This window comes from Bradyrhizobium sp. (assembly GCF_036009065.1).
Classification (GTDB): domain Bacteria; phylum Pseudomonadota; class Alphaproteobacteria; order Rhizobiales; family Xanthobacteraceae; genus Bradyrhizobium.
The window spans coordinates 17,169-39,650 of record NZ_DASYMN010000314.1; the positions used below are offsets into that span (position 1 = coordinate 17,169).

Sequence of the window (22,482 nt, forward strand, 5' to 3'; positions counted from 1 at the left end):
TGAGGGGCGAGGCACTGCGCTTGCAAGGTTTGCAGCCTGTCGGGCCGGACCGGCGTAATGTGCGACCCGCAAATTCCGCACTCCGTTCGAATGCGGTGCCTCGCCCCTCACCCGGATCGCAAGAGCGATCCGACCTCTCTCCGCGAAAAAGCGGGGAGAGGTAAAAAGCCGTCAGTGCGCGTCGGTCGGCGGCGTCAGCAGGTAGCCGAGGCCGCGCACGGTCTGGATGATGTCGACGTCGAGCTTCTTGCGGATGCGGCCGACGAACACCTCGATGGTGTTCGAATCGCGGTCAAAGTCCTGGTCGTAGAGATGCTCGACCAGTTCGGTGCGCGACACCACGCGCCCGGTGTGGTGCATCAGATAGGCCAGCAGCCGGTACTCGTGCGAGGTCATCTTGATCGGGTTGCCGGAGACGCTGACCCGCCCGGTGCGGGTATCCAGCGACACCGGCCCGCAGGTCAGCTCGGACTGCGCGTGGCCGGCGGTGCGGCGCAGCAGCGCGCGGATGCGGGCGAGCACTTCCTCGAGGTGAAACGGTTTTGCGACGTAGTCATCGGCGCCGGCGTCAAAACCCTGCACCTTGTCGCTCCAGCGGTCCCGCGCGGTGAGAATCAGCACAGGCATGATACGCTTGTTGCGCCGCCACGCCTCCAGCACCGAGATGCCGTCCATCTTCGGCAGCCCGATGTCGAGCACCACGGCGTCATAGGGTTCGCTGTCGCCGAGGAAGTGTCCCTCCTCGCCGTCGAAGGCGCGATCGACCACATAGCCGGCGTCGGTCAGCGCCGTCGTCAGCTGACGGTTGAGATCGGGGTCATCTTCGACGACAAGCAGGCGCAAGATGGTCTCCGCGTTTTGAATGACACAGTTGCCATCCACATGAGCCTCACCGCGCGTGAATGCTCCATGAACAAGTGATAACCCCGAAGGTTACTTTTTCTTCACAACTGCCTTCAGCAATTTTTCGATGGCGCCGGGGGTGTCCTGGCCGGTGGCGGCGCTGAGTTTTTCGCGGGTGCGGCCCGAAATATAGACGCCGAGCACGCCGAACCGGAATCCCCAATAGGCCACCAGCAATGTGGTGGCGCCGACCAGCGCGTTGATGGTGGCGATATCGCCGGTCCAGAATTCGTGCACCAGCACCAGCCACAATGCGGCGCATTCGAGCGTGAGTTCGAACGCATAGGCCGGCCGCCACCAGCGCTGCACCGGATCGCTGGAGGCGATCTCGGCGCGGATGGTGGCTTGGGTTTCGGAAATCGCGGTGCGTTGCGTCTCGGCCTCGGCGCGGATCATTTCCGCCCATTGCGCTTCGGCCTCCGCAAGTTTCGCCGGATCGGCCGCCGGCAACGCGGTCTGCACCGCCGCCGGCGTCGGTGTCACCGAGCCGACAGCCTTGGCGAGGATTTCACCGGCCACGCCGCCGAGCGGACCGCCGAGCGCCGAGCCCAGCATCGGCGCGCCCAATGAGATGACTTGTTTTGCAAGATCGCTCCAGTCCATCATAGTGGTCCCTTTATGCGTTTGAACGTGATCACTTCACCCGAATTCGCGATCGGCGCGGCGATAAATCTCACCCTGGTGCCCCGAACGCAGTGCAGCGGATGGCTCTAGCGGAGCGGTTTTTCGAACCGCACATTCTGCCGTCATCCTGAGGAGCCGCGCGCTTGCGCGGCGTCTCGAAGGATGGCCGCGAGCGCTTGTGGTCCATCCTTCGAGGCTCGCCGAAGACGGCGAGCACCTCAGGATGACGGCGGTGGTGATTGGTGGCAGATGTGTTGAGTCCAGCAGGGCTCGGCCTTCACATTCACTTCCCGCGGAATGCGGTGACCATCGCGGCGAGGAATCGCACCAGCATGGACTGCGGTTTCATTGCGGACGGCCGTGCTGGCGAAACCGACGCGGGCTTGCGCGTACTTCCCGCTGCCGGCGCAAGCACCATCGGCGCCGAGCCGAGCGCCGCCTTCCATTTTGCGAGCCACATCTGGCGCTGCGCGAGGCCGACGGTGCCGCCGTTCAGCCGCCTTGTGACGCCCAGCACGTCGTCGGCCTTGGCGAACGGCAGGCAGCCGCACAGGATGAAATCGGCGACGCCACATTCGAGAAAGCGCGGGGGATCATTGACGAGGTCGGGATGGTTGAGGAGATCGAGCCCGGTTGCCTTCGAAAGCCGCGCATAGCCTTCGCGCCCCGTGGTCTGCACCGCGCCGCGGCCGCGGAAATTCCAGCCGTCGTCGGAGCCAACGGCATTGCCCATGCGGCCGTTGTAGACCTTGTTGGCGAGCGCGCGCGGATTGCCGGCGTAAGGCGCCGCCATCGCCATGGCCGGAAAGCGCGACGGCCACACCTGCATCATGCGGCCCGCCGTGTAGTTGAGGTTCTCGACCACATCATGCCCGCCGCCGCATTCGTGACTGATCTGCGCCATGACATGGGCGGCCAGCAGCGGCGTGGTGATGCCGTATTTCGCAAACACCACCGGCGCGCTGGCGATGATCCCCGCGCGCAGGCCGGGTATCTTTGCGTCTCCATTGGGCCACAGGCGCGACAATGCCTCGCCGAAAACGGCTGCGTTGGCTGACATTTTGATTTCCCATAAAAAAAAGCCGCCACCAAGCGGCCGAAAAGTTGAGTTCAGCGCTTGTTCGCGGAAAAGTTGCAGGGTAGGAGAGGCGATGATGCCGCCTGCTCCGGATCACTATGACGGCCAGCGGCCCAGCCGCCGCGATGGCGGGATCATCCCTGCGCTATCGAGGATGCCAGCGCTCCATCCTGGCCGCGATGGGTTCCAGTTCAGAGGCCTCGGACCGGTCGCTTGGATGGGTCGTGAACTGACCTTCGGACGCGCGCTGGCAATCTACGTCGCTCTGTTCCTGGCACTGACCCATCCGTTCTGGATGTTTGGCGAAGTCGTTGCGCCATACCGGTTCGCTGGAGAAGCAGGGACGCTTGCCACACCGTCGGCGTATCTCGAGAACGCCAAGTTCTCGGATTACTGGCACTTCTTCATCCCGGAAATTCAGAACCACATGCAAGGCCCGCGGTCGGGCTGGCTTGCGCTGTGGACCAGCAACAACGAAATGGGCCGGCCGCTCTATCATGGCGGTTTCAGCAGCGTCTATTTCCCGGCTTGGGTTGTTTTGAAGTTCACCGGCAATCCGGCTCGATTGCTGACCGTCATGTCGCTGGCTTATTGCTTCCTGACAGGGCTGTTTTTGCTGTTCCTGTGCAAGGAACTGGCTTTGAAGCCTCTCGCCGGGCTGATTGCCGCGGTAAATGCCGCTTCAGCGCCGCTCCTGATGTATTGGCTGACCTTCCCGATGTTTCCCGCCACCCTCTGCTGGTCCGCCGGGGCGCTATATGCGCTGGCGCGCATGGCAAGGAGGGAGGTCGATGTAGCGGGCGGCGCCGTTCTCGCTTTCAGTTGCTACAGCCTTTTCATCGTAGCCTACCCCCAAGCGGTTGTTTTCAACGCTTACCTGCTGACCGGATATCTGCTCTGGAGTTTCAACCGGCGCCGGAAATCCGCAGGCACGGCTTCGGCCGTCAAATATCTCGGCACTGTCGCTGTCTTCGGCGTAAGCGGGATCTTGCTTTCGGCACCCGTCATCCTCGACATTGCCGACACCGTCGCGCGCTCCTCTCGCATCGCGACCGACCCGTCATTCTTCGTGACGGTGCTGCCGAGCATCGATTCCATCGCTGCGCTGCTGCGCATCTTCTCGCTCGGTACCTTCCCCGAACTGCTCGCAAATCCGGTCGCGCCATCCTTCCCGTTTCCCTATGACGGGCTGAGCATCACGCCGGTCGTTCTTTTCCTTGCCTTCTTTGGCTTGCTGCGATGCGCGCGAGAGACGTGGGGCTGGTGGCTGGCGATCGTCATGATCTGCGCATTTGGGTTTATTCATCCGCTTTACGAATTTGGCATACGTCACCTCGGCTTTAATCTCTCGCGCGGCTCGCCTCTGGGTACTATCTTCCTGCCGCTAGCCATCATTTCGGCCTACGCCGTGAACGCGCTTGTCCCGCAATCCGGCTCGCGGACAGCGGCGGCCAGGATGTCGATATTTGCAACCGCGCTCAGCTTCGCCGTTGTGCTGGGCTTCTACTGGAGCACCGGGCTGCCGATCAGGTGGAGCATGGCGCTGACAACGGCAGCCGTGGTCCTGCTTCTTGCCGGAACGCTGGTGTGGCCGCTCGGGTCTTTCGCCCTGATCGCGGCGTTGATCGTAACCGGCGTTTTCATTTCCTTCCCTCTGATGCTGCGGCTTCCCGCGAACGAGGTGATGCGGAATTCGGATCCGGTCGACGCGGTGATGGCGGCAACCCCCCCCGGAGCACGAATCGCTCTGATCGCCCCGGGCGTAGCCCTGTTGCCTCCGAACTCGAACGCTATTTTTGGCGTCGCGTCGGTTCACGGCTACGATAGCCTGTCGTCGCGTCAATATCAGAGGCTGCTCCGTGAACTCGGCGGAGAAACCAAGCAATACGGGCGATGGAATGACATGATCGCCCCCGACTACGGCAGTCAGGTGTTCTGGATGAGCAACATCGGCCTGGTGATCTCGCCGACGCCGATCCTTCATCCGAATCTCGAAAGCGTCGGCGCTCAAGGGGCGCTCCACCTCTATCGCGTCCTCGAGCGCATGGGGTGCTGCTTCCAGTCAACGACCGCAACCGGCGCCGGGCTCGACGACTTCTCCCTGGCCGGCCGCGAGGGGACTCGGCCCACCAGGACCAGCAACGAAGGCGACACACTGGAATTCGAGCTTCACGATTATCCGGATAAGGATTCGGTTTTGACGCTGAGCCAGCAGTATCATCCCTATTGGCGCGCCTCGGTCAGGACCGCTTCGGGATGGCAAGCCGCGCGCACAATTCGGGTTCAGGATTTCTTTCAGGGCGTGGTGATCCCCGCCAATGCGCGCCTGGTCAGGCTGGAGTTCCTGCCATTTGCGCGTTTCGCTTGGCTGGCCCATGTGTTCTGGGTCATCGCCCTCCTTTACGGCTGTTCCAGACTGGCATCGAGCGCACTGCGACCGGGCGCCCGGTCGGCAAAGTTTGGCTGACGCTTGCCTGCCGGGTCAACTGGCGGGACTGCAGAAGGGGTTGCTTGACAGGCTGTTAGGATTTAGATCGGAAGATCGGAGCAACGAGCAAGGACCTAGCCGTGGCCCATCAGTTCGACGACGATATTGCCTACGAGACCCGGCGCCCGCCTCGACGCAGGCGTTGGGTCTTGATCGCCGTTGTCGCTGCGCTGGCGATGTTCGGGGTGGCCTCCGCCTTGTTGTGGCGCAGCTACGGCCTTCCGGCTTTGCCATCCTTTGCGTCGGGTGTGGCACCGGGCGCGGCATCGCCGGCGGACATCCCGGACAAGGTTGTCGGGATCAAGGATTTCCAGGCCTTGCAGCAGCAGATCGCCGGATCGCTGCAATCCAGCGCGCAACTTGTTGCGGCCCAGCAGGCGGAGATCAAACGGCTGTCCGACCAGGTGGCTGCGCTGACCGCAAAGATCGACGCGCTGCAGCCGCCCGCAGCATCGGCGCAAGCCTCCGCTCCTGTCCCGCAGGCGCCACCGCCGGCGGCCCCGCGGAAAAGACCCGCCGCCAAACTGCCACCGGGAATCTCGACCGGAGGCGCTCCGCTGCCGCTGACGGACCGCTGACCCGCAGCGGATCGTTCAAGATAAAACGCGTCGGGCAAGGCACCTTCACCTTTCCCGCGTGCGGGGAGAGGGAGATCGCCCCACCTTTCGGTTCGAACGCCTAAATGTACTGTCCGCCGGCGCTGGTCGACCCCGCCGCGTTGCCCGGCAGATAGGTCGCGCCGGCGCCGCCGCTGGAAATCGCCGCATTGTTGGTTGCCGAATAGCGCACCCCCGTCGCCGCGCCCGAGAAGGTGTTGCCGTTGACCAGCACCGTGCTGCCAAGGTCGGCGTTAGCGAATGCGAGGGAAAACGCCGGCGTGCCGGTCAGCGTAATGGTCCTGCCCTGCACCCGCACGATGCCGTTGCCCAGCGCGCTCCAGTGATTGCCGGCGCCGCCGTCGATCGCGTAATTGCCGGACGCCACGATCCTGCCGCCGTCGGTGGCGCGCACCTGTTGCGAGCCGCAGGTTCCGAACGTCAATGTTGAGAAGCGGATCGATCCGCTCGAGGCGTGCAGCAGGAACGCGCCCGAATTGGTCAGCTTGAACCCGGTCACCGTCAGCATCCCGCCGCTGACCACGGTGATGCAATCAGTGGCGCCGGTGGAGAGCAACGCATTCGCCGGCGTCGATGTGTTGCCCTGCAGCGTCACGGTGCCCGAGCCGACCCACGGCCCGGAAACCATGACGGCTCCGGCATAGGTGCCGTCGGCGGCCTGGATGGTGACGTTCCAGATCGACAGGTCCAGTGCCGCGACGGTGTCGATCGCCTTCTGGATGCTGAGAAACGCGCCGCCGCTGGAATTGGCGAGGCCGCTATTGCCGTCGGAGCCGTCGGTGCGGACATAGTAAGTGCGGTTCGCCGTCAACTGCTCGCGGACGCCGAGATTGGCGCGCGCAACAGCGGTGCTCGCGAGATCGGAAAGATTATTCGCCGCCACCAGCAATCCGGTTGCGCCCGCGATCAAGCGCCAGCGCGTAGCGCTGCCGTCGTAACGCAGCATGGCGGCCTGCTTGGCGGCAAGCGTGAGGTTGGCCCCGAGAGCAAAACGGTTGGCCGCTGACGATGAGGTACTCTCGTCCGACAGCAGGATGGGCTGGCTGCCGATATTGACGAGGTTGACGACACGCCCCTCCGCGCCGCCGGCAAGGCCGGAGACCGTACGCAGCGCATCCGACGACAGTTGCAGCACGGTTGCGGCCGCGGCGCCGGCCGGATTGTAGTCGTTCTGGTTGGCGGTGATCTGCGGCGGCGAAATGACGCCTGCCAGCGCCAGCCCGCGCGGCAGCGCGAGGTTGCCGGTGCCCTGATCGACGCTGAACGCCTCGACCCAGGCCGATCCGTTGGCGGACACTTTCAGCTTGAACGCATCGGAGCCGGCGAGGCCGAATTCGGCGCGTCCGGAAAAGGCGTCGGAGAAAACCACCGAGGCGGTTTTCGCCGCGCTCTCCTTGGAGATTTGCAGCCGCGCGTCGCCGCTACCGCCATCAGTGACGGCAATCGCGCTGAGCAGCGCCGCGTTGGACTTGACGCTCAAGAGATTGGGAGAGCTTGCGGTGGTGTTGATGCCGACGTGAACGGCGTTGTCCAGCGTCACCGGCAGGTCGCGCAGATCGCGCCAATGCGTGCCGTCGAACACGAACATCACGTCGTCGGCCGCCGACCAGATGCACCAGCCTGACTTCGGCACCAGGAACGCCCAGGCGCCGTCCTGCCAGGTGGCGATCGCATTGCCGTGCCCCGCCCACGCGCCGGTCGCGCCCGCGGCCACGACATGGCGCTCGCCCTCGGCAGGCGATGGCGGCGGCGACGTTCGCGTCAGATCCAGCACCGCGACCTGGATCGCGGCATCGAGAATTCGCAGCGCCTCGTTATGCGTGACGTGCTTCTGCGCCTGGCTGCCTTCGATGAAGGGCAGCCCGAGATTGGGTGTGTCGGTCATGGTGGGTGGTCCGTATGCTCGCGATGCTTGTACAAGGCAATCAACTGCACGGGTACGGCGACATTGCGCGTCGGCAACTACCAAGGTTAGACTTGGAGAAAGCCGGGCCTTAGCGGATGAATCTTGAAGCAATACGCCGCAACGAAAAGCGTAAACTGGGTGCGCTCTGGTACAACGGAGTTTCCATCGCGATCGTCGCGGTTGGTATCTTCGCGCCCGCCGCCGGATTGATTTTCGATCCGGAAAGGGCCAAACGGAGCGTGGACGCTTTAGGTTTTACTCTTCTTGGATCAATCGTGGCCGCGCTTATATTGTTCGGTATCGGTAAGACATTCCTGAATCGCCTCGAGGACCCGGAATGATGACGATCGAAACGTTAGCCATCGCAGCCCCGATTCTTGCCGCAACGGTCGTCGGGCTTTTCGCATTGGCGACAAACTATTTCGACGATAAGGCAACAGCGAAGCGCGCGGCAGCCCGGGCTGCTAACCCGGATGCAACACCGGGAGACTCTCTCGATCGCGAGATCGCGGAGGCCAAAACTGGATCGAGAGCGTTGCTCGCGGCTGCCGTTAAACAACTCGATTCTTTAAACAGACTTGAAGAGCGCTCCGCGGCTCAGACGGCATCACGCCTTGCTTTTGAACTCGCAGAGGATGGCGGTAAACAACGCTGAGCGAGAAATTCGTAGGGTGGGCAAAGCCATCGGGCGCGCGAATGCGCGCCCGATGCGTGCCCACCGCCACAGGCAATGGTGGGCACGGCGCAATCGCGCCTTTGCCCACCCTACGTCATCGCGTTAAACTGCGAGCGTCACTTCCGCCGCATGTCCCGCTCCGACGGTCGCGGAGAGCTGCGCGATGCGAACGTGCAAGCTGGTCTGCACCACGCCGAAATCCGCCACCTCGTCCGCGGCCGCATACAGCGCCTGCGGCGACGTGCAGGCGATCGTTCGCACCACGGCGGCGCCGGAAAGAATCTCCAGCACATACGCCTCAGCCGCTTCGCCGAGCGGCACCTCGACGCCCCAGTTATCGCCGTCAATCCGCGTCCGTCTGATCCACGAGATATGGATGCCATCGCCGGCGCGAACCGCGGCGATGTGAACCGGCGCCAGCGGCTTTAGCGCGGTGTCGCCGGGCGTCACCGTCAAGGCCACCGCCATCGGGTCATCGTGATTGCGCCCGGAAGCTACGATGCGCAGTTGCATCGGCCGCGCCAGCGTGTCGAGTCCGGCAGCGATCGCCACCATGTGGGCGCCGAGCACGACGAACGGCGCGCCCGCCGGCAATGGACTAGCCATCGCAAGGTCGCTGCCGGCCTGCCCGCGCAGCAGCCTCGACAACATGTAGGTCTGGCCGTCGACCAGTTCGGCATTGGCGAATTGAAGGATCTCCCACGCGCCATCGCCGTTCCGAACCGCCGCGGCGTTGCCGCCTTCCAGCACCCGGGCATCGCTGATCGAGGCCAGCGCGCCGCCGTACAATTTCACCCGCACCGAACTGGCGCGATCCCAGCGCGCGGTCGGGCCCGCCGGCAAATCATCCAGCGTCTCGCCGATCGCACACGGCGCCGCCGCCACCGCGGCGACTTCAAAACTCGCGCCGTCGGACGATGTCCAGATCGCCACCGAACCCGGCCACGGATTGGCCGTGATCGCCAGCCGCGTCAGCACCACCGGCGTCGAAGAATCCAGCGCCGGCAGATCCAGCACCGTCACCGCAACCGGCCCGAGCGCCGCCGGAATCGCCGGCACTTTCAGGCGCGGCGCCTTCAGGGCTAACGAAAACACTTCCGGATCGATGCTGCGCGCCTTGACCTGCCGCGCTTCAGTGTCGATGAGATCGCCGATCTCGAACAGCCGCCGCCGTCCGGCGAGCGTGAGCGCCACCACGTCGCCAGGCGCCAGCGCCAGCCGGTCGATGCCGAGCGCGAACTCCGCGCTCTCGCGTCCCGCCCACAGATCCTGCAGCCAGATTTCCGCGCGCCGGGTTGCCGCGGCGTCATTGGTGATCACGGCAAGGTCGGAATGCAGCGTGCGGCCGGCAGCGCCGACCAGTTTGCGCGAGGTCACCGCGGAGCGGCGATAATCCGCGACCGCGTCGGTGAAGCCAAAACTGGCCTCGCGCGGCAGTTCGGTTTCCTGCGCCCGCGTCAATCGCGCCACCGTGCCTGACTGCGGCAACACCAGGTCGTCCTCGAAAATCTCCGCCACCGGCGCGCCGCCGCGCGGGATGAACCGCAGCGTGCCATCCGCCGCGCTGGCGTCGAACGCATAGGCCATCGCCAGCGGCTCGATCATCGCGCGCGGCGACATCGGCCGGTCCACCACATAACCGTCGCAGCCGTCGCGCAACGCTGACGTGTCGACGCCCAAGACACCGGCATCGTCGAGCAGCGATCCCACCAGTGCCTCCAGCGGCGCAGCCCCGAGCCGCCCGGTCAGCCAGTGCCCGGTCTGCCAGTTCGGCCCGTCGCTCCAGATGTCGCTGGCCGCGGGAAACACCGGATAAGGCCGCGCGTCCCAGGTCCACAGGTGGATTGCCGAGACATCGACCATGCGCCCGCCATACACCGGCGAGACCGGGTTGTGCGCATCGTCGGCGCCGAATGCCGGATCGAACGCGCCGACAAAAGCTTGCAGCGCACGGCGCTGAATCAAATCGTCCCGCGCCCCGTTGGAAAAATAGGGCAGGTGGTTTTCCGAGGACTTTGGATCGGGAAACACGCTGGGCTGGTTGGCGCCCTTGTCGACGGCGGGGCAGCCGACTTCGGTGAACCAGACCGGCTTTGAGCGCGGAATCCATGCGGTCGGCGTTGCCAGTTCGGAATGAGCGGCGCGCTCGTAATGCAGGTTGGACCACCAGTTCCAGATATCCTTGGAGCGGAACACCCACGGCTTGCCGAGACCATCGGTGATGCCGGTGCGGGTTTGCGCCGCGCGCGCGGCATCGTCGGCGTAATACCAATCGTAGCCTTCGCCTCCCCTGACATTGCCGCGGAGATAGCCGAGGTCGTAGGTCGACGACGCAACAAGCGAATCGCGATGCGCGGCCTCGTCGCGCCAGTCCGCCAGCGGCGCGTAATAGTCGATGCCGACCGCGCCGATCGCCGACGACGCCCACAACGGATCGAGCGGGAAGCGCACCTCCGAAGCATCGACCACGTCGGCGCCATACTCGGTCCAGTCGGCGCCGTAGCTGACGATGGTGGACGAACCGACGACCGCCTTCACATCGGCCGCCAGCGTCACCAGCGCATCGACCGCCGGATAGGCGCCCGCGCCGGAGCGTACCCGCGTCAGCGCCTTCAATTCCGAGCCGATCAGGAACGCATGGACGCCGCCCGCCGAGACAACCAGATTCGCGTAATGCAAAATCATGCGGCGATAATTCCATGCGCCCCCCGAAAAGAAATTCGCCACCTGCGCCGCCGCAGCTGTCGTGCCCTGCGGCGAGCCCGGCCGCCCCGGCGCCGGATCGCAGGTAATGCGGCCGCGCCAGGGATAGGCCGGCTGCGCCGATGCTCCGGTCCACGGATCGGGCAAGGCATTGCCGGCGGGGATGTCCATCACCAGGAACGGATAGAACGTGATCTTCAATCCGCGCGCCTTCAGCTCGGCGATCAGATGCACCACGCTCAGATCGGACGGCGTGCCGCCGAACGCCGGGCGGCCGCCGATTTGCGAGACGAGATATGCACCGGGCCGCGTCACACCGTCGACCGACCACGCGGCGCCGGCGACGCCTTTTACCGCAACCTCGACGCCGGGCTGCACCGTGCAGTGGCCGGCGCGCAAATCCGACCCGAACCACGCCACCACGATGGCGACGCGTTCGAGATTCGGGCACACGCCCATGAGATCATCGAGCGCGGCCTGTACATCCGAGGCCGCGCTCGAGACGTGGCGATTCTCTTGGCGCGACGTGCCTGGCGCGAGAATGCTCACGAGCGCAGATGGCTCATAGCCGAATTCGGTGGTGCCGGGGATCAGCGTCACCGCGCGCACCATGCGCTCGAGCGCTCCGACCGGCCGGACGATCTCGAACGACAATTGCGGAATGCGGTTGCCGAAATCCTGTAGCGGCAGCCGCTCGAACACCACGTAAGCGAGCCCGCGATAGGCCGGCGAATTTCCGGCGCCTTCCTTGGCGACGATCAGGTCATCGACAGGTTGGTCCTCATAGCCGGGATGAACGCGGATGGTGAGATGCGAGGTATCGAGCGGCTTGCCGTCGGCCCAGATTCGCCCGACCTGCCCGATCACGCCTTCGCACAAGCCGACCGCGAAATTGCCGAAATAGGAATAGGTCGTGGTGGTCGTGCGCGGTCCGGAAGCGAGATGGCCCTTGCCGCCCGACGACGACGAGGTGCTGCTCGACACCACCTCCTCGAGCTGCGTCGCCCAGATCACCTGCCCGGCCAGCCGCGCGCGGCCATACACCCGCGGGATCGGCGCGCCCTCCGTCGATGCCATCACGTCGAGATCGGCGAGCCGCGGCCCGACCACATTCTGGTCGCCCGGCCCGAACAGTTTTTTGTCGATGATATTGCCGACCAGCGCGCCTGCGATCCGCCCCACGATCGCGCCGGCCGGCCCGAACACCGCACCCGCCGCGGCGCCCGCGACGGAGAGAACGAGAGCTGCCATGATTCGATTCCGGGAAAGATTCGTAGGGTGGGCAAAGCCAACGGGTCGCGCGAATGCGCGCCCGATGACAGGCTCCGCGTGCCCACCAGACATACACAACCGTCATCCTGAGGAGCCGCGCGCTTGCGTGGCGTCTCGAAGGATGGGCCACCACCCGCTTCCATCCTTCGAGGCTCGCTTCGCTCGCACCTCAGGATGACGACATTTGAAATGGTGGGCACGGCGCAAGCGCGCCTTTGCCCACCTGCGCCGCTACGTCATGCCGGGAAAAGCAAACGCGTAAGCCAGCCGTCGCCGCCACCATGGCGCGATCGCGACTTCGCAGACCTGTGCGCCGTCATGGGCGTGGATCATGGTGTGTGTGCTCGCCGCGATCGCGACGTGCTTTGCGACGAACCCGTCGCGCCAGCGGAACAGCAGCACGTCGCCGGCGGCGAAATTTTCGCGCGCGACGGGAATGAGATGACGCAACGCCGCGTCGGCAAGCGACTCTTCGCCCCTCGCCTCGGCCCAATCCGGCGCATAAGGCGGCGCCGCCTCCGGCTCGTCGCCGACGCACGCGCGCCAGACGCCGCGCACCAGCCCGAGACAATCGCAGCCGACGCCCTTCAGCGAGGCCTGATGGCAATAACGCGTGCCGATCCAGCTGCGCGCCTCGGCGACGATCGCGGCGCGGGTGAGAGGTGGGGTCATTGCAAAGTGTCCCTGCTTCACCCTCCCCTGGAGGGGGAGGGTCGCTCGCCTCGACGATGCGCAGCATCGTGCGGCGAGCGGGGTGGGGTGAATGTTCATCCGCTGCGCTGCCCTTGTTGCTACACCCCACCCCGTCGCGCATCTCGCTTCGCTCGCTACGCGCCGACCCTCCCCCTCCAGGGGAGGGTGAAGCAAAGCCCCTACCCGGCCGCCACCGGCGGCGACAACGACAGCCCATTATTCCCCGGAGCGCCCTGAACCGGCGAGGCGAGCAGGAAATCGTTGCCGGGGATTTGCGGAAAGCCGCGAAAGTTGTCGGTGTTGGCAAAGCGCGCGCGGCAGGTGGCAAAGCGTTTGTCGCAGCCGGCGGTAACCGTAAAACTGTCGCCGGCCGCGATCGCTTCGGGCATCGCCTGCCACAGCGTCAGCCGCGCGTGGCCGGCGGCGAGGCGATGCTCCTTGACCTCGATCGCCAGCCCCGCATCGGCGCCGCCAGTCCATGTCAACCGGCCCAGCGAAAACCATCCGTCGGTAAAACCATCGAGGCCGGAGGCAACGAAGATCGAGCTGCCCTCGACGACGCTGACCGCGCCGGTGCCGCGCAGCGCCGGATTGGTCAGGTCGACCTTGCACCTGAGATCACCGAGATCGGCGCCGCATCTGGCGGTGTAGAGCCGGCCGCTCTCCTGCGACAGCAGGTCCGCGAGCCCGCGCAGCTCGGCGACAAAGGCCTGCCCCTCGCGCCTGACCTCGCCGAGCGTGCCGCGCGCGGTCAGCACCGTCAGCGACGGATCGCTCCAGTCCACCAGCCAGGTCTCGACTTGCGCCGCGTCGTAGCGCCCGGCGGCGAGGTCGGCGTCGGTCAGCGCATCATCGGCGAGCGCGCCGGAGATTTCCGCGCCGTCCACCGAGAGGTCGAAGCGGCTGGCCGCTTCGGAGGAGGAAAACCCGGTGCCGGCACGAAACGTCACGCCGCCGACCACGAGGCCGCGATCATGATCGGTGAAGCCCATCACCACGCCGTCGCGCCGCGCCAGCTTCCAGCACCGCGCCAGCGTGGTGACGCCGGAGTCGAGTTTTGTTTGCAGGGCGGCGGGGATGGCGCGCATGGGGTTTCTTTCTTACCCTCCCCTGGGGGGGAGGGTCGGCGAACATCGAGCGAAGCGAGATGTGCGACGGGGTGGGGTGAAGCCGCGGATGCAGCGGATGAACAAATCACCCCACCCCGCCGCGACTTGCAGTCGCGGCGACCCTCCCCCTCCAGGGGAGGGTGAAGTGACTCACACCCGTATCTCCAGCAGCGGAATTTTCGGGATCGCGCCCGCCGCGAATGCCGACAGATCGACTTCGAGATAGTCGGTATCGAACCGCACCGGCACGTCGAACAGAAATCCCGCGGTGATCGCGGCGCCGGCGGGGGGAATGTGACCGGCGAGAAACGTGACGACACCGGTGGTCGTATCGCAGCTGAACGCCGTGCCCGCGAGTTCAACGCCGGCAACCGCGACGCGCACATTGCCCGCCACCGGCTTGACGATCTCGCGCGCATAGGGCGCAAAGCCTGCGCCATAGGTCTTCACCAGTTGAAACGTCGCGCGCGCGCCGTCGCCGATGCCGATGCCCTGGTCCAGCGGCGAGACCGGCGCGCCCGGCGCGGCGCTGGAATGATCGAGCCGGTCGCGCCAGCGAAAGCCGTGCAGCTGCCCGCGCCGCTCCTCGAAGAACGCCACCACCGCCTGCAGCGCCTGCAGCGTCTTGACGCCGTAGCCGGCGTCATAGCGCCGCCGCGAATGCGCCCAGCGCGCGTTGCGCGCCTCGCGCCCGGAGCCGAAGCCGACGATATCGGTGCGCCGCTCCGGCCCGCCCGCGCTTCGAAGCGCGATGTCGAGTGGGAAGAGGATTTCGTGGAAGGCGGGCATGATTGCTTTCAATCAGCGATCGGAACGCTTCGTCCCGGTGCCTAGCAAAGGTAGGGGGTCGAATCGTCAGATAGAATTGGCCGAGAAGTTGCGGAGATAAATATGCCGATCGCGAATCAATGCGTTTGACGCACGAATTCTCCGGCTACAGATCTTTCATTCAATCGAGCGATTAGCCCCCCACGGAACTCTTCGACAGATACTCTTTCCGTCGCAACTATTTGATGCAACGTAAAGTTACAATCATTCTCAAACTGCCTAGTAGTAATCGGAAGCTCGTACAGTCTCCGACTGAGAACAGTGCCATGGGTCGGAACAGGCGGTCCGCGCTCAAATACACGAGGTACGGTTTGATCATAGACGCAGAACGCACGAACGAATTCGTCGCCCAATTTAACCGTCTCTTGCCTAACCTTCCTGCAAACGAACTTAAAAATTGCTAGGACGGTTTTTGTTCGCTGTCCAGGTTTGGTCGACAAAATATCAGTCGCAAGAGCTTCAATTTCCAAATCGTTGGCGCAATCTCTGATGATGCTAAGCCCATCTTGATATACTTTTGAAAAGGCTGCTCTTGCGAGACGACCGTCTTCGACATCGACAGGATCGACGAACATGCGATAGAGAATTTCATCGTCGGCTATCTTGCCCGGAGATTTTTCACCTATGCTGAATTTCTCGCATTCGCAAGCCGGAAATTTCTGCTCGATTTCCTTTGCGAGCTTTCGACCGCTTCCTTGCAAGGCCTGCCGACACTCAGCGCAGTGCATAACTACATCATCGTGGGCAGGTTCATCACGCTAGATATAAACATTTGCACAGCGGGCGAGGACGACGGACCCGATAAGAAATCCGAATTTTCAGCATCCTTATTTTTTGTATAAAGTTCAACAACGCCATCCGGAAGAAAAGTTATTGAGCTAAACAAACGCGAATCTACATCGTCGAACTCCAGAATTGGATCGCCGGATCGACTTAGTGTTGCAAGCGGCGAAGGATGCCAAACTTCCAATAACGTTAAAAACTTGATGGCTTCGTCGATAGCTTTCGTATTAGCCGCAGACGCCCCCTGACCATCCCAATCGTCCATATAATTCCGAAACATCTGCAAACGCGTGACGCTGCTCTCGATAGCGTCGGTCGAGTCGTAGGGCTTTCCCTCATGCGAAACTTCGACGCTAATCAATTGTGGCGGTCGCATAGCTGTAGGGGCTGAAATCTCGCACACGGTTGGCGCGGTGCTTAGAAGCAAGATAACAGAACCAAACGCAAAAGATGACGTACGTCGAACCGGGTACGGGACAGGTCCCATCAAACTTGTGGGCGAAGGTTGCGCGATCGAGAATGGAGCCGCTGTGGATTTTGCGTTCATTGTATCCCCACTTGAGAGGCTGTTTGTTTGCTGATCAGTTTGACGAAAAGCTCTTTCGACCTCAAATGCAAAGAATCGAACATTAAGATTTGAGAGTTAGCAATTTCGTCCTCATTATCAAGGGCTTCTGCGCTCGCGTTTGCCAAATTATTTTGCACCGCCGTCGTGATCGTGACCGCTCGAAAAGGAGGTTCGGTACTTCCCCGCGTGGCCGAGAAGTTTGCGTCGACATTAATTTGAACCAAGCGCTCTTTGCAACCTAGTGCATCCTCAAAAAAACCGGTATGTGAGTGCCACAATTTCTCGTTGCGAAAAACATGAGGAGCAATTAGGTCCGAGCAGGTATTCAACAGTTCTTCGGCTATGGGCTTGCCTTCCCCAACAAATCGAAACACGTCCTTATATTCCAACCGCAAATTTGTAACAGCTATAGAATGCAGTGCGCTCCTTAGGGGTGGTTTTAGTAACAATTGAATCCGTTCAAAGAACGCATCCCAACGAGTGTAAACGCTTGTCTGGAAATTAAGACCCTCGCGTGAGACAGTGAGAGCTTCCAAAGCGGACCGTTGCAGCCCCCCGCCGGGTATATTGGTCGCTTGCGACCGCATAAAGACCATCGCATCAACAGTCGTGGGCGGAGGCGGGCCCGCTGGCAAACCAATGGTAATTTGGACCGCATTAACGACGGATTTTTCGCCAAGCCCTGCAGCCTTGCACACACCCTCAGCGTCGCGGACAACCTTTTTCCAAGCCACCTCCGTAAGTGGCTGGGAAAAGTTCACAGCCGCAGCGGCAACTTCGATCGAATGGGCTTCATGCAACGGCTGCCAGTTCGACTTGCTATTAGTACTCATCGCTTACCGCAACTGGGCCAGAGGGATTTATAAAGTGGCACCTTGGCACAAACGTGTAAATGGACCGTCCAACCGAGATGTCTCATCATTCGTTGCAAGGAACAACAAGTCCGAAGAGAACAAAAGTCAACCGATTTTAACTCGCGGATTTTTCGTGTAAATATCTAATAACACTCTGTTTAATGCCTCACAAGCTCCGCTGCCCCCGTGCCACCGCACGCGCAATCTGGCCGGTAATGTAGCTTTCCGAGCGGCGGAAATTGTCGAGGTCGGGGGTGGCGATCTGCACGTTGATGGTGTTGCCGCCGCCGCCGGCGACGCCGAGCCGGCCGTCGGGGCCGCGCCTCAGCGGCATGATCGCTTCCGGACCGGCCTCGCCGGCGAGACCGACACCGCCATTGGTGAGCGGAAAATAGGTCGGCGTGCCGATCACGCCGCCGGCCGCGAACGGTTTTATCGCGCCGGAGGCTGCTTCGGTTTTCTTTGCCGCGCCGCCGACCCCGGTCAATCCCGACAGCAGGCTCTCGATGCCGCTGGCGAGCGATTTCTCCAGCGGCTTGAAGGCGAGACGCAGCGCGAGATCGGAGATGCGCAAGGCCAGCGACTTCAACACGTCGTCGAACTGCTTGCCGCCGGTGACCGAAGCCGAAAACGCCTGGGTCATCGCGCGCGCAAATCCGCTGGCGCTGGCGGTGAGGTCCTTTGTCTTCAGGCTGAGGCCGTCGAGCGTGCTCGATGTGCTGAGGAGATCGGTGCTGTCAGTCATGGGCTGCTCCTGCTCCTGCTTCCGTCATTGCCGGGCTTGACCCGGCAATCCATCCACTTCGAAAGACTCTTGCGAAGATTGATGGATGCGCGGGCCTTCGCCTCGCCGAAGGGGCTTCGGCCCCGCAGGCGGGTCAAGCCCGCGCATGACGACACCATCCGGAAACGCCTGCATCAGCGCATCGAAATCCTCACGCGCGATCGGCGCCGGCGCGCGGCCGTGCACGGCGATGATGGCCTGCGCCAGTTCGCGCGGCGTCATCTTCCAGAACGCATCTGAGGACAGATGCAGCACGCCGAACCCGAACTGCATCGCCGCGTCCCATGGAAACGGTTTTGTCACGGCGCCGGCCTGTCCTCGAAGGTGGCGGCGAGCAGTTCGGCTGCGATCCGCACATAGCCGGCGGCGCCGCCCTCGACCGTCATCGCCGCCACCTCGTCGTCGCTGACATTCTCTCCGGCGCCGCGCAGGCCGGCTCCGATGATGCGCACGAGGTCGCGCGCGGCCAATCGCCCCGAACCAAAACGTTCCGCCAGCGCCAGCAGATCGCAGGCATCGAACGCGGACTCCAGTTCCGCCAGCGCGCCCAGCGTCAGCACCAGCGTGCGCCTGGCGCCGCCGATCCCGGCCTCGATCTCGCCGCGGTATTTGTTGGGCATGGGATTTCCTTTGCAAGGCCTCGACAAATCGAGCGTCATTGCCGGGCTTGACCCGGCAATCCTCTTGAAGACGAATCTTGCCAAGGTGGATGGATGCGCGGGCCTTCGCCTCGCCGAAGGGGCTTCGGCCCCGCAGGCGGGTCAAGCCCGCGCATGACGGAGCGATGTTTTGGTATGGCCCCGGCTCTGCAACGCACGCGACTCCAGTTGCGCCGATCGATTGCTTCATCCTATGATGGGCTGGTTAGATCGGTTCGTCGGGGAGAACGATGCCTTTGCTGCGTTCGGCAATTGCAACCGGTTTGCTCATCATCGGCCTGCATGTTCTGGTTGCCGCCGTGGCAACCGAAGCTGTCGCCGCGAACGAATGTCCGTGCCTGAGAACCGGCAGCGCCTGTGTTCGCGATGATGCCTGCGAGGCGCGCAAGCGCCAACGCTGGAGACGCGCCTATCAAAGGCCTACCGTCGGCACTGACCCGGTCGCGCGGCGGTCCGGTTCCGGCGGCCAAGGCTCCCAAGGGTCGCAAGGCTACCAGGGCTTCAGACGCGCCGCGCCGGCCTCCGATTCCGGTGCGAGCCCCAAGATCATTGTCCGTCCAGCTCAAAACACGACCAGCTCCGCCCCGCCTGCTCGCGGCCCGCGTGGAACGCTACCGACCGCTCGCGCGCGGCCACGCATTCTCGAAACCGGCTACAGTCCGCTCGCCGAACTCGGGTCCGAGGCTGCCGGCTACGGCCTGTATTCCTACGCGATACTGCCCTCCGACTCGCGCCGCGCCGCGCGCTTTCTCGGCGAGGTGTTCAAGGAAATTCCGGCGATCGGCGACACCAGCGCCCAGCTTTCGCAGCTGAACATTTTCTACATCCCGCTGCGCAAGGACAAGCAGGCCGATTTCACGGCGATGCGGCAGGCCCCGGGCCGCGATGCCGCAAAGCTCGGCGCCGAGACCACAAAATCCTTCTACGATTACCGGATGGCGCGCGCCTTGCTCAATCACGTCTGCAACCCGCCCGATCGAAGCGTGCTGGATCTGTGCAATGGCGACCTGTCGAGAGGTCCCTACATCTTCACCTACGCCTCGCCCGCCAGCAGCATCGAGCCGGTGCCGCCGCCCTTTTTGTTCGTCGATCTCAGCGACGTTCACGAACGCGCCTTCGGCGAAATGCTGGCCGCGTTCCAGTCGCAGGTCAAGCAGGAGGACATCACCGACCAGGCGAAGATGCACACCATGCGATTGAATATCCTGCAGGTCGCGCTCACCGCCGCCGATTGGGTGAGCCCGGTGCAGAAAGCGGTCGCCGACATCGTGCGTTCGGCCACCGGCGGCGACGACAAGAAAGACGACAAGAAATAGGTGCCTGCGATGAAATTCGGCGCGACTCTAGCACTGTTCGCCAGCGTGGTTGCGATCATCTATGGCGTGCTGTTTTCGAAAATATATCCGCGGGTCGAAATCGAGAGCGGCATCGTCGCGCTGTGCGCGCTGTTCGGCTTCGTGACCTGTATCGCCGCGGTTGCGATCTGGAACAAGGTGACGGGCTCGAAATCGTCGTGAACCAGCCGCGCGACCCGTGTCCCGGACGCGGTGCAGCGTCTCTTGACGGTGCACCGCAGAGCCGGGACCGTCACAAATCGAAGCGTCATTGCCGGGCTTGACCCGGCAATCCATCCTCTTCGAAAGACTCTCGAGAAATGGATGGATGCGCGGGCCTACGCCTCGCCGAAGGGGCTTCGGCCCCGCAGGCGGGTCAAGCCCGCGCATGACGAAGTGTTGTTGTGTCGCGCGCTGCGCTGCGTCCGGGGCACGCGAACTCACCCCGCCGTGAACGTCAGCGCGCCCGCCGACTCCAGCGCGAGGTCGAACGTCACCTCGCCATTGTGCTCGCCGGCAAATTCGAGGGCGGAAATCTGGAACAAGCCCTCGATGGTGCCGAAATCCGGGACGATCACCTGGGTATTGTTCACCGCGCCATCGAAGAACGCCTGCCGCACCAGCGCGTCGGAGCTCGCGTCCTTGAACAGGCCGCGGCCGGAGATCGAGGCGCGCCTGACGCCGGCCCCGGCCAGCAGTTCGCGCCAGCGGTCCACCGATTCGGCATGCGTGATGTCGACCAGCTCGGCGTTGAAGGCGATCCTGCGGCTGCGCAGGCCCGCCACCGTGACAAACCCGGCGCCGCCGTTGATCTTGACCAGCAGGTCCTTGCCTTTTTGCGCGCCCATGGGCAGCTCCTTATGATGCGGGTTCGGTGACGGCGCGAAACCGCACCAGCGCGTGATAGGTGCGCCCGTCGGATTCGCGCCGGATGTCGGCGATGGAAAAGCGCAGGTTCACCAGCCGATGCCCGGTCGGGCTGAGCGGCGCATCGTCGAGCGCTTGCAGCAGCGCGCCGGTGACGACATGGGCCTGCTTGTGGCCGCCCTGCCGCGACCAGACGTGCAGCGTCAACTGATGCTCCTGCACCGCGCCGCCGTCGGCGGAGGCATCGACGATGCGCGCCTCGCCGAGCGTCACATAGGGAAACGCCGCATTGCGCGGCGGCTCGTCATAGACGTGGGCGCCGCCGAGCGCGGAGGTGAGCGCGGCGTCGGCGACCAGCGCGTCATGAATGGCGGATCGCAGCGCGACATGGGCTGATGGCATGATACTTCCTTCCAATCAAACTCAACCGTCATCCTGAGGTGCTCGCCGCTCTTGCGGCGAGCCTCGAAGGATGGCCACGAGCGCTGATGCGGCGTCGATCCTTCGAGACGCCGCGCAAGCGCGCGGCTCCTCAGGATGACGGCGGTACTTGTTGCGCGTTCTTTCACTCCACCCGCAGCTCCGCATCGACCGCGATGAAGCGGCGGTCGTCATGGTCGCGGATCGCGGCGATGCGATAGATGCGCGCGCCGTCGACCAGGCGGTGCTGCAAGGTGAGGATAAAATTGCTGCGCAGGAGTATCCGAACCTTCACCGTCGCGCCTTGCGCATCGGCCTCGACATCGGCGCCGCCGCCGCGCGCGGAAAACGGCGTCACCTGCGCCCACGCCGTCGTCAGCGTCGTATAGCTGCGCGCGACGCCGCCCTGCCCGTCATCGGTTTCCACCGGCGCCTGGACCTGCAGCCGCGTCTTCAATCGGCCCGGATCGATCATAGCGACAGCACCCGGTACGGCGCGATCAGCGCATCGGCGCCGGCCGGCAACACCGCGACGCCGGCGCCGAGCGCGGCGAGGCCGCGGTTCTCGTACCAGTGCGCCACCAGCATGCGCACCGCATGACGCAAGCCATCCGGCACGTCGGCGGCGTTGGCCCCGTAGCCGAGCTCGACGTCGAGCTCGATGCCGGCGGTGCCGCGCCCCGGCAGCGGCAGCGCCCAGCTCGGCGACGCGATCACATTGGCCGCGGCGTCGGCCACGAAGCTTGCGGCGTCGATGCTATGGGCGTTGCCCGCCGCATCGAACACCCGCGCCGCGATCACGCTGCGCAGCGGCCCCATCCGCAGGCTGAGGCGGCCGTCCACCGGCCACGCATCCCGCACAAAACGCCAGCGCTGCGTCAGCAGCGCGCGCCGGCTCAAGGCCTCGACCTGCGCGCGCGCCGCCGCAATCAGCGACGCGATGATGGCATCGTCATCGCCATGCTCGACACGCAGGAACGCTTTCGCCTCCGCCACCGACCACGGTTCGGCGGATGGCGGGATCAGCAGGATGGCGGACATGGGGGTAATCCTTTCTTCACCCTCCCCTGGAGGGGGAGGGTCGGCGCGTAGCGAGCGAAGCGAGATGCGCGACGGGGTGGGGTGAAGCCGCGGATGAACATGTCACCCCACCCCGACACGCGTTTCACGCGTGCCGACCCTCCCCCTCCAGGTAGGGGAATCGCATGTGCATGAACAAATAAGGAATCGCCGACGGTTTTGGTCGATATGTTCGTCCAACGATTCACCTTTGTTCACGCTTCGATTCACACATGCGATTACCCTGCCCCTCCAGG

General features: G+C 63.9%; 24 protein-coding genes. 6 read left to right on the top strand and 18 right to left on the bottom strand.

What is annotated here, in order from left to right; all coding sequences use genetic code 11:
* Positions 1 to 171: 171 nt before the first annotated feature.
* The 3 genes from VGP39_RS19315 to VGP39_RS19325 all read right to left on the bottom strand — a co-directional run bounded on the left by VGP39_RS19315 (position 172) and on the right by VGP39_RS19325 (position 2,587).
* A complete protein-coding gene (locus VGP39_RS19315) occupies positions 172 to 843 on the bottom strand; it encodes a response regulator transcription factor (protein ID WP_327569699.1) in 672 nt (223 codons plus the stop codon).
* Positions 844 to 933: 90 nt separating this feature from the next.
* Positions 934 to 1,506: a 3TM-type holin gene (locus tag VGP39_RS19320; protein ID WP_327569700.1), complete on the bottom strand. Its 573-nt coding sequence runs from the start codon at positions 1,504 to 1,506 to the stop codon at positions 934 to 936.
* Between the two features lie 304 nt (positions 1,507 to 1,810).
* Positions 1,811 to 2,587, bottom strand: coding sequence for a glycoside hydrolase family 19 protein (locus VGP39_RS19325; protein WP_327569701.1), 777 nt, complete (start codon positions 2,585 to 2,587; stop codon positions 1,811 to 1,813).
* Between the two features lie 91 nt (positions 2,588 to 2,678).
* On the opposite strand from VGP39_RS19325, the gene VGP39_RS19330 reads away from it, so the two are divergent.
* Together VGP39_RS19330 and VGP39_RS19335 are read left to right on the top strand one after the other, a co-directional pair.
* Positions 2,679 to 5,072, top strand: coding sequence for a hypothetical protein (locus tag VGP39_RS19330; protein ID WP_327569702.1), 2,394 nt, complete (start codon positions 2,679 to 2,681; stop codon positions 5,070 to 5,072).
* 101 nt (positions 5,073 to 5,173) lie between these two features.
* The gene (locus VGP39_RS19335) at positions 5,174 to 5,671 is read left to right on the top strand and encodes a hypothetical protein (protein WP_327569703.1); all 498 of its coding nucleotides are present in this window, start codon (positions 5,174 to 5,176) and stop codon (positions 5,669 to 5,671) included.
* A gap of 100 nt (positions 5,672 to 5,771) precedes the next feature.
* On the opposite strand, the gene VGP39_RS19340 is transcribed toward VGP39_RS19335, so the two are convergent.
* Complete coding sequence (locus VGP39_RS19340) at positions 5,772 to 7,595, bottom strand: DUF2793 domain-containing protein (protein ID WP_327569704.1); 1,824 nt, start codon at positions 7,593 to 7,595, stop codon at positions 5,772 to 5,774.
* A 116-nt stretch (positions 7,596 to 7,711) separates the two neighbouring features.
* Here VGP39_RS19340 and VGP39_RS19345 point away from each other — a divergent pair, with 116 nt between their 5' ends.
* The gene (locus tag VGP39_RS19345; protein WP_327569705.1) at positions 7,712 to 7,957 is read left to right on the top strand and encodes a hypothetical protein; all 246 of its coding nucleotides are present in this window, start codon (positions 7,712 to 7,714) and stop codon (positions 7,955 to 7,957) included.
* Positions 7,954 to 8,271, top strand: a complete 318-nt coding sequence (locus tag VGP39_RS19350; protein ID WP_327569706.1) for a hypothetical protein — start codon at positions 7,954 to 7,956, stop codon at positions 8,269 to 8,271. The genes VGP39_RS19345 and VGP39_RS19350 overlap by 4 nt, the downstream gene beginning before the upstream one ends.
* A 123-nt stretch (positions 8,272 to 8,394) precedes the next feature.
* Here VGP39_RS19350 and VGP39_RS19355 read toward each other — a convergent pair whose 3' ends face one another.
* The 10 genes from VGP39_RS19355 to VGP39_RS19400 form a co-directional block, all read right to left on the bottom strand.
* A complete protein-coding gene (locus tag VGP39_RS19355) occupies positions 8,395 to 12,246 on the bottom strand; it encodes a baseplate multidomain protein megatron (RefSeq protein WP_327569707.1) in 3,852 nt (1,283 codons plus the stop codon).
* Positions 12,247 to 12,498: 252 nt separating this feature from the next.
* Complete coding sequence (locus VGP39_RS19360) at positions 12,499 to 12,939, bottom strand: NlpC/P60 family protein (RefSeq protein ID WP_327569708.1); 441 nt, start codon at positions 12,937 to 12,939, stop codon at positions 12,499 to 12,501.
* 200 nt (positions 12,940 to 13,139) lie between these two features.
* The gene (locus VGP39_RS19365) at positions 13,140 to 14,048 is read right to left on the bottom strand and encodes a DUF2163 domain-containing protein (protein WP_327569709.1); all 909 of its coding nucleotides are present in this window, start codon (positions 14,046 to 14,048) and stop codon (positions 13,140 to 13,142) included.
* 171 nt (positions 14,049 to 14,219) lie between these two features.
* Positions 14,220 to 14,858 (bottom strand): DUF2460 domain-containing protein, encoded by a 639-nt coding sequence (locus VGP39_RS19370; protein WP_327569710.1) that lies wholly within the window; start codon positions 14,856 to 14,858, stop codon positions 14,220 to 14,222.
* A 116-nt stretch (positions 14,859 to 14,974) separates the two neighbouring features.
* Positions 14,975 to 15,625 carry a hypothetical protein gene (locus VGP39_RS19375; protein WP_327569711.1) on the bottom strand — a complete coding sequence of 217 codons (651 nt, stop codon included), beginning with the start codon at positions 15,623 to 15,625 and terminating at the stop codon, positions 14,975 to 14,977.
* A gap of 2 nt (positions 15,626 to 15,627) precedes the next feature.
* Positions 15,628 to 16,227 (bottom strand): hypothetical protein, encoded by a 600-nt coding sequence (locus tag VGP39_RS19380; protein ID WP_327569712.1) that lies wholly within the window; start codon positions 16,225 to 16,227, stop codon positions 15,628 to 15,630.
* Positions 16,224 to 17,081, bottom strand: a complete 858-nt coding sequence (locus VGP39_RS19385; RefSeq protein ID WP_327569713.1) for a TIGR04255 family protein — start codon at positions 17,079 to 17,081, stop codon at positions 16,224 to 16,226. Before VGP39_RS19385 ends, VGP39_RS19380 begins: the two co-directional genes overlap by 4 nt.
* Positions 17,082 to 17,268: 187 nt before the next feature.
* Positions 17,269 to 17,847 (bottom strand): phage tail tape measure protein, encoded by a 579-nt coding sequence (locus tag VGP39_RS19390; RefSeq protein ID WP_327569714.1) that lies wholly within the window; start codon positions 17,845 to 17,847, stop codon positions 17,269 to 17,271.
* Positions 17,848 to 17,871: 24 nt separating this feature from the next.
* Positions 17,872 to 18,189: a rcc01693 family protein gene (locus VGP39_RS19395; protein WP_327569715.1), complete on the bottom strand. Its 318-nt coding sequence runs from the start codon at positions 18,187 to 18,189 to the stop codon at positions 17,872 to 17,874.
* Positions 18,186 to 18,506 carry a gene transfer agent family protein gene (locus VGP39_RS19400; protein WP_327569716.1) on the bottom strand — a complete coding sequence of 107 codons (321 nt, stop codon included), beginning with the start codon at positions 18,504 to 18,506 and terminating at the stop codon, positions 18,186 to 18,188. The genes VGP39_RS19395 and VGP39_RS19400 overlap by 4 nt, the downstream gene beginning before the upstream one ends.
* 269 nt (positions 18,507 to 18,775) lie before the next feature.
* Here VGP39_RS19400 and VGP39_RS19405 point away from each other — a divergent pair, with 269 nt between their 5' ends.
* Positions 18,776 to 19,861, top strand: coding sequence for a hypothetical protein (locus tag VGP39_RS19405; RefSeq protein ID WP_327569717.1), 1,086 nt, complete (start codon positions 18,776 to 18,778; stop codon positions 19,859 to 19,861).
* A 9-nt stretch (positions 19,862 to 19,870) separates the two neighbouring features.
* Positions 19,871 to 20,062, top strand: a complete 192-nt coding sequence (locus VGP39_RS19410; RefSeq protein WP_327569718.1) for a hypothetical protein — start codon at positions 19,871 to 19,873, stop codon at positions 20,060 to 20,062.
* Between the two features lie 257 nt (positions 20,063 to 20,319).
* Here the strand turns inward: VGP39_RS19410 and VGP39_RS19415 are convergent, their stop codons facing one another.
* The 4 genes from VGP39_RS19415 to VGP39_RS19430 all read right to left on the bottom strand — a co-directional run bounded on the left by VGP39_RS19415 (position 20,320) and on the right by VGP39_RS19430 (position 22,207).
* A complete protein-coding gene (locus tag VGP39_RS19415; RefSeq protein WP_327569719.1) occupies positions 20,320 to 20,727 on the bottom strand; it encodes a phage major tail protein, TP901-1 family in 408 nt (135 codons plus the stop codon).
* 10 nt (positions 20,728 to 20,737) lie between these two features.
* Complete coding sequence (locus VGP39_RS19420) at positions 20,738 to 21,148, bottom strand: DUF3168 domain-containing protein (protein ID WP_327569720.1); 411 nt, start codon at positions 21,146 to 21,148, stop codon at positions 20,738 to 20,740.
* A 163-nt stretch (positions 21,149 to 21,311) separates the two neighbouring features.
* A complete protein-coding gene (locus VGP39_RS19425; protein WP_327569721.1) occupies positions 21,312 to 21,641 on the bottom strand; it encodes a head-tail adaptor protein in 330 nt (109 codons plus the stop codon).
* Positions 21,638 to 22,207 carry a head-tail connector protein gene (locus VGP39_RS19430; RefSeq protein ID WP_327569722.1) on the bottom strand — a complete coding sequence of 190 codons (570 nt, stop codon included), beginning with the start codon at positions 22,205 to 22,207 and terminating at the stop codon, positions 21,638 to 21,640. The genes VGP39_RS19425 and VGP39_RS19430 overlap by 4 nt, the downstream gene beginning before the upstream one ends.
* Positions 22,208 to 22,482 lie beyond the last annotated feature (275 nt).

Coding starts and splice junctions, on each gene's coding strand:
- VGP39_RS19370 (WP_327569710.1), bottom strand. CDS start 14,858: ATGCCCGCCTTCCACGAAATCCTCTTCCCACTCGACATCGCGCTTCGA.
- VGP39_RS19390 (WP_327569714.1), bottom strand. CDS start 17,847: ATGACTGACAGCACCGATCTCCTCAGCACATCGAGCACGCTCGACGGC.
- VGP39_RS19355 (WP_327569707.1), bottom strand. CDS start 12,246: ATGGCAGCTCTCGTTCTCTCCGTCGCGGGCGCCGCGGCGGGTGCGGTG.
- VGP39_RS19425 (WP_327569721.1), bottom strand. CDS start 21,641: ATGATCGATCCGGGCCGATTGAAGACGCGGCTGCAGGTCCAGGCGCCG.
- VGP39_RS19365 (WP_327569709.1), bottom strand. CDS start 14,048: ATGCGCGCCATCCCCGCCGCCCTGCAAACAAAACTCGACTCCGGCGTC.
- VGP39_RS19340 (WP_327569704.1), bottom strand. CDS start 7,595: ATGACCGACACACCCAATCTCGGGCTGCCCTTCATCGAAGGCAGCCAG.
- VGP39_RS19325 (WP_327569701.1), bottom strand. CDS start 2,587: ATGTCAGCCAACGCAGCCGTTTTCGGCGAGGCATTGTCGCGCCTGTGG.
- VGP39_RS19410 (WP_327569718.1), top strand. CDS start 19,871: ATGAAATTCGGCGCGACTCTAGCACTGTTCGCCAGCGTGGTTGCGATC.
- VGP39_RS19415 (WP_327569719.1), bottom strand. CDS start 20,727: ATGGGCGCGCAAAAAGGCAAGGACCTGCTGGTCAAGATCAACGGCGGC.
- VGP39_RS19350 (WP_327569706.1), top strand. CDS start 7,954: ATGATGACGATCGAAACGTTAGCCATCGCAGCCCCGATTCTTGCCGCA.
- VGP39_RS19430 (WP_327569722.1), bottom strand. CDS start 22,207: ATGTCCGCCATCCTGCTGATCCCGCCATCCGCCGAACCGTGGTCGGTG.
- VGP39_RS19320 (WP_327569700.1), bottom strand. CDS start 1,506: ATGGACTGGAGCGATCTTGCAAAACAAGTCATCTCATTGGGCGCGCCG.
- VGP39_RS19420 (WP_327569720.1), bottom strand. CDS start 21,148: ATGCCATCAGCCCATGTCGCGCTGCGATCCGCCATTCATGACGCGCTG.
- VGP39_RS19405 (WP_327569717.1), top strand. CDS start 18,776: ATGCCTTTGCTGCGTTCGGCAATTGCAACCGGTTTGCTCATCATCGGC.
- VGP39_RS19345 (WP_327569705.1), top strand. CDS start 7,712: ATGAATCTTGAAGCAATACGCCGCAACGAAAAGCGTAAACTGGGTGCG.
- VGP39_RS19380 (WP_327569712.1), bottom strand. CDS start 16,227: ATGAACGCAAAATCCACAGCGGCTCCATTCTCGATCGCGCAACCTTCG.
- VGP39_RS19385 (WP_327569713.1), bottom strand. CDS start 17,081: ATGAGTACTAATAGCAAGTCGAACTGGCAGCCGTTGCATGAAGCCCAT.
- VGP39_RS19400 (WP_327569716.1), bottom strand. CDS start 18,506: ATGCCCAACAAATACCGCGGCGAGATCGAGGCCGGGATCGGCGGCGCC.
- VGP39_RS19375 (WP_327569711.1), bottom strand. CDS start 15,625: ATGCACTGCGCTGAGTGTCGGCAGGCCTTGCAAGGAAGCGGTCGAAAG.
- VGP39_RS19360 (WP_327569708.1), bottom strand. CDS start 12,939: ATGACCCCACCTCTCACCCGCGCCGCGATCGTCGCCGAGGCGCGCAGC.
- VGP39_RS19330 (WP_327569702.1), top strand. CDS start 2,679: ATGATGCCGCCTGCTCCGGATCACTATGACGGCCAGCGGCCCAGCCGC.